Origin of the sequence: Tabrizicola sp., from assembly GCF_016793705.1 — a bacterium.
In the GTDB taxonomy this organism is placed as follows: domain Bacteria; phylum Pseudomonadota; class Alphaproteobacteria; order Rhodobacterales; family Rhodobacteraceae; genus Tabrizicola.
Genome location: NZ_JAEULO010000071.1, coordinates 1 through 6,351 on the forward strand (window position 1 = coordinate 1; position 6,351 = coordinate 6,351).

Below are 6,351 nucleotides of genomic sequence, written 5' to 3' on the forward strand. Positions count from 1 at the left end.
TGGGTTTCTCCATTCTTCCTGAGATCAGGTGACGAAGAAGAGAACGCCGAACCCCCGGCAGGGTTCCCGACAGCGGCCTGACGCGGAAAGGAGGGATGGCAGGGGCAGCAGGGCTCGAACCCGCGACCTACGGTTTTGGAGACCGTCGCTCTACCAGCTGAGCTATACCCCTACGCGGGCCCTCGGTTACGGCAGGCCGGGCGGGAGGTCAAGGGATTCTCTTGCTCGCTTCGGCTCCTCGGGGACTTCGTCCCTCGTCGCGGGTCATCCCTTGCGACGAGGAGACGAAGTCGAACGAGGAGCCTCCGGTGCGGCTGGCGGTGCAGGGCCGGGGGTCCTAGGGTGGGGCGAAAGGCGGGAGGGGCGCGTGCAGTCGGTGGCGGAGATCGTGGCGGAATTCGCGCGCCGCCCCTGGACGGCGGTGCCCGAGGCCGATCTGGGCCCGGCGGCACGGGTGCCGACCATGCTGACACCGGAGGAGGGCCAGCTCTATCACTGGCTCGGCCGCCGGGCGCAGGGCGCGGGCGCGACCGTCGACCTGGGGGCCTATGCGGGCGGGTCTGCGGCACGGCTTCTGTCGGGGCTGGCGCTGTCGGGGCGGGGATTTCATGTCCACAGCTATGACCGCTTCCGCTCGTCGCGGGCGTTCTGGGCGCGGTTCATGCCGGAGGAGCCGCTGCCCGACACCGACGATGCCGACCTGCTGCCGGTGGTGCAGCGGCATCTGGCCCCGTGGTCGGGGCAGGTGACGCTGCATCTGGGCGACATCGCCGATCAGTGCTGGAATGATGGGCCGATCGAGATCCTGTCGGTCGATGCCGCCAAGGGTTCGGCCATGGCCGACCATATCGCGGCGCAGTTCTTCCCCGCGCTGGTGCCGGGGCGGTCGGTGATGATCCAGCAGGACTATCTGATGGCGGTGCAGCCCTGGCTTCCGGCGCAGATGGTCGCCTTGCGTGACCAGTTCCTGCCGCTGGCCCAGGTGCCGCGCGTCGGGCTGGTGTTCCTGTGCGTGGCCCCGGTGACACCGGCGGCACTGGCCGCCGCAAGGGTCGACACGCTGACCGATGGCAAGCTGATGCAGCGGGTGCGCGAGGCTGCCGCCTGGCATGAGGGGATGGTGCCCCGCGCCCGGTTCAAGGCGATGCTGGACGAGATCAGGGCCAATCCCGGCGTGCGGCTGGGCTGGCAGATGCGACAGGCCGCCACCCGGCGCAAGGAATAGCGGGCCGGAGAATATCCCCGGCCCGTCGCCGCCTAGATCGCCCCGGCGGCCATCTCGCTGGCGATATGGTCGGCCTGGCGGATCGCCAGCGCGACGATGGTCAGCGTCGGGTTTTCCGCCGCCCCGCTGGTGAACTGCGAGCCGTCCGAGACGAAGAGGTTGGCGATGTCGTGGGTCTGGCCCCATTTGTTCACCACGCCGTCCTTCGCCTCTGCCGACATCCGGTTGGTGCCGAGGTTGTGGGTCGAGGGATAGGGCGGGGTCGGGAAGACACGGGTCGCCCCCACGGCCTCGTACATTGCGATGCCCTGCCTGTAGGCGTGGTTGCGCATCGCCACGTCGTTCGGGTGGTCGTCGAAGTTGACGTTGGCCACCGGCAGCCCGTGCTGGTCCTTGGTCTCGCTAAGGGTGACGCCATTGCCAAGCTGGGGCATGTCCTCGCCCACGATCCACATCCCGGCCATGTTCTCGTAATGGTCGAGCGCGGTGGTGAACCCACGTCCCCAGCCGCCGGGATTGAGGAAGGCGGCCATGAACGGCAGGCCGAGGCTGAGCGTCTCCAGCTCGTAGCCGCCGACGAAGCCGCGTGACGGATCATGCCGCGCCTCGTCCTGCACGATCCCGGCCATGGTGGTGCCGCGCCACATCCGGACCGGCTTGTCGAAGATCGCATAGACCGAGCCGGTGGTGTGGCGCATGTAGTTCTTGCCGACCATGCCGGAAGAGTTGGCGAGGCCCTCGGGGAACATGCTGGAGGCGGAGTTCAGCAGCAGGCGCGGGCTTTCGAATGAGTTCCCGGCGACGCAGACGATGCGGGCTTTCTGCATCTGGAGCGCGCCGTCCTTGTCGAAATACTCGACCCCCGTCACCTTGCCGGTGTCGTCATGCAGGATGCGGGCGACATGGGCGTGGTCGCGGACTTCCAGATTGCCGGTCGCCTCGCCGCGCGGGATGTCGGTGTAGGCGGCGGACCATTTGGCGCCCCATTTGCAGCCCTGGAAGCAGAAGCCGGTCTGCTGGCAGGCCATGCGGCCATCATAATCGGCCGAGTTGATCGCCATCCGGCCGGTGTGGACCTCCTTGTAGCCGAGCGCCTTCGCGCCCTTCTCGAACACGAGATAATTGTTGTTCCCCGGCAGGCCCGCGCGGTCGCCGGTGCGGGTGACGCCCAGCTTGGCCTCGGCCTTCTCGTACCAGGGCGCCATTTCCGCGCCGTCGATGGGCCAGTCCAGAAGGTTCGCACCTTCCACCGCGCCATAGGTGGTCAGCGCCTTCCATTCGTGGTCCTGGAAGCGGATCGAGGCCCCGGCCCAATGGGTCGTGGTGCCGCCGACGGCCTTGACGATCCAGGCAGGCAACCCGGCAAAGTCCTTGGCGACGCGCCAGCTGCCGGAGGTGGTGCGGGCGTCGGTCCAGGCAAGCTGGCCGAACGATTCCCATTCGTCGTTGACGAAGTCCTCGGGCAGGTAGCGGCCCCCGGCTTCCAGCGCCACGACCTTGACACCCTTCTGCGCCAGTTCGTTGGCCAAGACCCCGCCGCCCGCGCCGGTGCCGATGATGACGACCACCTGGTCATCGTTCAGGTCGAATTTCGCAACCATGGTGACGGCCCTCCCCTACAGCCAGTCGATGTCGTTGAAGCCGCGCTCGATGTAGCCGCCCTGGGAGAAGCTTTCCCCCTGGTAGCCGAAGATCGGCCAGACCTCTTTCTGGTTGTAGAGCCCGGTCACCAGGCCCGCCCGGACGGTCTGGAAGAAGGGCGTCGTCTCGATCCCTTGCAGGAGCTTGACCCGGTCTTCCTCCCAGCCCGCCGCGACATAGCTGTCGAAGCCCGCGGCCCTGGCGGCGGCGTCCAGCGCGGTGACACCCTCGGCGACCAGCGCCTTCATGTCCTCGCTGTCGTAGCCCTTGACGGCCACGGCGTAGAACGGATCGGGCACCTGGTCGTGCGGGTAGATGTCGCGCGCCATTTGCAGGAGCGTCGCCATCTGGTCCGGCGTGATCACCGTCACTTCTACCGCCCAGGCGGCGTTCGGGGCGGCGATGAAGCCCGCGCCGGTGACGGCAAGCGCGCCAGCGGCAAGGCTGCGGGACAGGAGCTGACGCCGTGTCAGCCCCCGAAGGTCGTGTTTGGTCATGGTTTCCTCCCTTGTGTCTGGCCGGGACCGGCTGCCTCCCCCCTCCTCTAAAGGAAGCGGCCGCCCCGCTGGATGACCTCGATCTGGTAGCCGTCGGGGTCGGCGATGAAGAAGAACTTGGCGACCTGCACCTCGCCATTGCGGAAGTCGACGATCTTGCGGGGGGCAAGCCCTTCGGCGGAGAGGCGGGCGTGTTCCGCCTCGGCGTCCGGGACAGAGACCGCAATATGACCGTAGCCATCACCTAGGGTGTAGGGCTCGGTCCGGCCCTTGTTGACGGTCAGCTCCAGCTCGAAGCTCGCTTCCGCGTTCGACAGGTAGACCAGCGTGAAGCTGTCGAACTCCAGCCGGTCAGCCACCTTCAGCCCGAAGGCGGTGTCGTAGAAAGCGACCGAGCGCGCCTCGTCCAGCACGCGGATCATGGAGTGGATGAGCTTTGCCATAGGGCCCCCGGCAAGTGGCGTTGATCTGGTAAGATTACCGGACCAATTTCGAGGGCAGGTAGTAGGGGAATACTACAGGGGGATTTTCCTATTCCGCGGCGTAGCGGCGATCCGGCTGTGGCACCTGCTCCAGCTCGCCCAGGTGGATCGTGCAGGCACAGCGCAGGAGCGAGGTGAAATTCGTGGCCTCACCCTGCTGTTCCAGCACCTCGGAATGCAGCTTCGACAGGAAGGCGGGGGTGGTGGACCCGTCCTTCGCCGCCATCTGGTCGACGATGCCCCAGAAGGCCCGCTCCAGCCGGATCGAGGTGGACTGCCCGTTCAGCCGCAACCGGCGGGTGACATATTCATAACGGGCCGGATCCTGCCCGGCGAACATCTGGCACATGGCTGGCCCCTTCCTGCTGGCCTTGTGGACCGGGCAAGGGTGGGACGGAACGGGCGAATCGTCAACCGATCCGGTGAAGGCGCGGATCAGGGGGCCGGAGCGTCGTCGCTCCATGGCCCGACCGAGCCGTCGGGGCCATAGCCCATCCGCTGCATCGCCGGGGCCAGCGCATCGGCCAGACGGGCGCATTGCGCCGGGGTCAGGTGGTTCCGCCAGTCGCCCGACGTGCCCGACCGGAAGAAGCTTTCCGACTTCGGCGGCCGCTCGCGGAACGAGGTGGCGGATTCCTGCGCCTTCAGCTTGCCGAAGGACGTCGCCTCGACCGCGCGGGTGACGCGGGCCGGATCGGGCTCGGCATCGGGATACATCACGCGCAAGGCACGGGTCAGCGCTCCGGCCCCGTCGACCAGCATGTCCTCGTACCGCAGGGTCAGGCGGCGGCCGGGCATGGCCAGCCAGGACAGGGCATGGCTCGACCAGTCGGATTGCACCTGGGGCATCTGGGCAAAGACCAGCCCGTCGACCCGGAAGTCGGGGTTGCACATATTGTCGATGCAGCGGTCGAAATCCGGGGCGAGGCCCAGGTGATAGGCATAGGACACCGCCACGTCGAACGGATGCCGGACGACATGGATCGTCGCCGCCGTCGCCTCGGGCGGGAACAGGAGCTGCCCGTTCGCCAGCGGCAGGTTGGCGTCATGCACCTTCTGCGGCGCGCCCGAAGTTTCGTGCTGCGCCAGGTGCAGGTAGATGACCCGCCGGGCGATGAAGGTCTCCTCGGTGGTCAGCAGGCTGCCATCGCAGGCGAGATAGCGTTCGAACAGGCGTTCGCGCGCGGCATGGCGGCCATCCAGCCGGTTGATGTCGACATCGCCGGCGCTGTCCTCGTAGGCGGTCAGCAGGGCGCGGAACCAGGTGTTGCCGGATTTCGGGTAGGACGCGAGCCAGATGAACCCGGCCCTTGCCCCCTTTGCGCTGGTCATGGTCATTGCTCCGCCTTCTGGACGAGATGGCTTTCGATCAGGGCCAGCAGGTCGACCGCAACCGTCCCGGTGGGCGGCTGGTTCGGCGGCAGCGCCAGACGCAGGATGGGAAGCGCGTTGGCCAGAACCACATTCGCCCCGCTGATCGTGTCGTTGCCCCAGATCGCCGCGCCGACGAGCGGCATGAAGATATGCTTCTTCACTTCGGCGGTCGCGGCAATCAGGTGCAATTCGTGCAGGCTGGCCGCGGGCCCCTTGCCGTCACCAAGGCAGACCAGACCGGCGCAAGGCTGGACGACCGTGCCGTCGATGGCCGGGCGGTCCATCTGAAGCCGCCGCGAGTCCTGACGGACCGGGGGCTCGGGCATTTCCTTCCGGCTGCGGCGCTGGGTGATCGGTCGCCCATTGGTGCAGACCCGCGAGGGGTCCTCGGGGTCGATCGCCACGGGCGCATCGGCAACCGCAAGACCACAGTTCTCCGACAGCGCAAGCGAAAAGCTTTCGCGCAGATCGTCGCGGTCCGAGGCGATCAGCAGCAGGCGGCCATCGGTCAGCCGGGCGGCGTTGACGCGCAGCGGCACGCAGCCGTCGAGCCAGGCCGCAGCCGCAAAACCCGAGCTGTAGGCGAAGGGCAGCATGTCGCCCGCCGGTCGACCGGGCGGGTCGGCCAGCGCCAGGCCTTCCCCCGGCGCATAGTGCAACTGTCCTCCCGAAGGCGTGGTCATGACGAATCCTTCGGGACCGACTTCGAAGAACGGGGTCACTTCGACGGGTTTCGTCAGGTGCTGCGGCGGAACGCGACCGGAGAGGGTGATCAGGCCGAGAATGGGGTCCACGCTTGCCTCATGCGACTTGGAAGGGATGTCGCCCTGTCATAACCGCGCATCGGGCCGATGCAATGCAAAAGGGCCGCCCCGGAAGGCGGCCCATGGAGTCAGGTGGGTTTGCACCCATCCTCGCGGATCATCAGGCGATGATCTTCGAGACGACGCCAGCGCCGACGGTGCGGCCGCCTTCGCGGATGGCGAAGCGCAGCTTCTCTTCCATCGCGATGGGCGCAATCAGCTCGACCTCGAACTTCAGGTTGTCGCCCGGCATCACCATCTCGGTGCCTTCCGGCAGCTGAACGGTGCCCGTCACGTCGGTCGTCCGGAAGTAGAACTGCGGCCGGTAG

Annotated in this window: 7 protein-coding genes, 1 tRNA gene and 1 pseudogene; 1 reads left to right on the forward strand and 8 read right to left on the reverse strand. The window is 67.4% G+C overall.

Translation table 11 applies throughout. From position 1 onward, the window contains the following. Nucleotides 1-96: 96 nt before the first annotated feature. Nucleotides 97-172: transfer RNA gene (locus JNJ68_RS19275), tRNA-Trp, on the reverse strand. A 195-nt stretch (nucleotides 173-367) separates the two neighbouring features. Here JNJ68_RS19275 and JNJ68_RS19280 point away from each other — a divergent pair. Then, nucleotides 368-1,225, forward strand: a complete 858-nt coding sequence (locus tag JNJ68_RS19280; RefSeq protein WP_294985360.1) for a hypothetical protein — start codon at nucleotides 368-370, stop codon at nucleotides 1,223-1,225. Between the two features lie 32 nt (nucleotides 1,226-1,257). Here JNJ68_RS19280 and JNJ68_RS19285 read toward each other — a convergent pair whose 3' ends face one another. The 7 genes and pseudogenes from JNJ68_RS19285 to tuf all read right to left on the reverse strand — a co-directional run. Continuing rightward, nucleotides 1,258-2,826, reverse strand: coding sequence for a GMC family oxidoreductase (locus JNJ68_RS19285; RefSeq protein ID WP_294985363.1), 1,569 nt, complete (start codon nucleotides 2,824-2,826; stop codon nucleotides 1,258-1,260). 15 nt (nucleotides 2,827-2,841) lie between these two features. After that, nucleotides 2,842-3,363: a twin-arginine translocation signal domain-containing protein gene (locus JNJ68_RS19290; protein WP_294985366.1), complete on the reverse strand. Its 522-nt coding sequence runs from the start codon at nucleotides 3,361-3,363 to the stop codon at nucleotides 2,842-2,844. Nucleotides 3,364-3,410: 47 nt separating this feature from the next. After that, nucleotides 3,411-3,806, reverse strand: coding sequence for a VOC family protein (locus JNJ68_RS19295; RefSeq protein ID WP_294985368.1), 396 nt, complete (start codon nucleotides 3,804-3,806; stop codon nucleotides 3,411-3,413). An 88-nt stretch (nucleotides 3,807-3,894) separates the two neighbouring features. Beyond that, complete coding sequence (locus JNJ68_RS19300; protein ID WP_294985371.1) at nucleotides 3,895-4,194, reverse strand: ribbon-helix-helix domain-containing protein; 300 nt, start codon at nucleotides 4,192-4,194, stop codon at nucleotides 3,895-3,897. A gap of 86 nt (nucleotides 4,195-4,280) precedes the next feature. Beyond that, nucleotides 4,281-5,183: a sulfotransferase domain-containing protein gene (locus tag JNJ68_RS19305; protein WP_294985374.1), complete on the reverse strand. Its 903-nt coding sequence runs from the start codon at nucleotides 5,181-5,183 to the stop codon at nucleotides 4,281-4,283. Further along, nucleotides 5,180-6,013, reverse strand: coding sequence for a hypothetical protein (locus JNJ68_RS19310; protein WP_294985377.1), 834 nt, complete (start codon nucleotides 6,011-6,013; stop codon nucleotides 5,180-5,182). The genes JNJ68_RS19305 and JNJ68_RS19310 overlap by 4 nt, the downstream gene beginning before the upstream one ends. Before the next feature lie 130 nt (nucleotides 6,014-6,143). After that, nucleotides 6,144-6,351, reverse strand: a pseudogene (tuf, locus tag JNJ68_RS19315) (elongation factor Tu); the annotation flags it as partial.

Excerpts from the sequence above, each read along its gene's own strand:
- JNJ68_RS19295 (WP_294985368.1), bottom strand. The coding sequence starts at position 3,806 with ATGGCAAAGCTCATCCACTCCATGATCCGCGTGCTGGACGAGGCGCGC.
- JNJ68_RS19300 (WP_294985371.1), bottom strand. The coding sequence starts at position 4,194 with ATGTGCCAGATGTTCGCCGGGCAGGATCCGGCCCGTTATGAATATGTC.
- JNJ68_RS19290 (WP_294985366.1), bottom strand. The coding sequence starts at position 3,363 with ATGACCAAACACGACCTTCGGGGGCTGACACGGCGTCAGCTCCTGTCC.
- JNJ68_RS19285 (WP_294985363.1), bottom strand. The coding sequence starts at position 2,826 with ATGGTTGCGAAATTCGACCTGAACGATGACCAGGTGGTCGTCATCATC.
- JNJ68_RS19305 (WP_294985374.1), bottom strand. The coding sequence starts at position 5,183 with ATGACCATGACCAGCGCAAAGGGGGCAAGGGCCGGGTTCATCTGGCTC.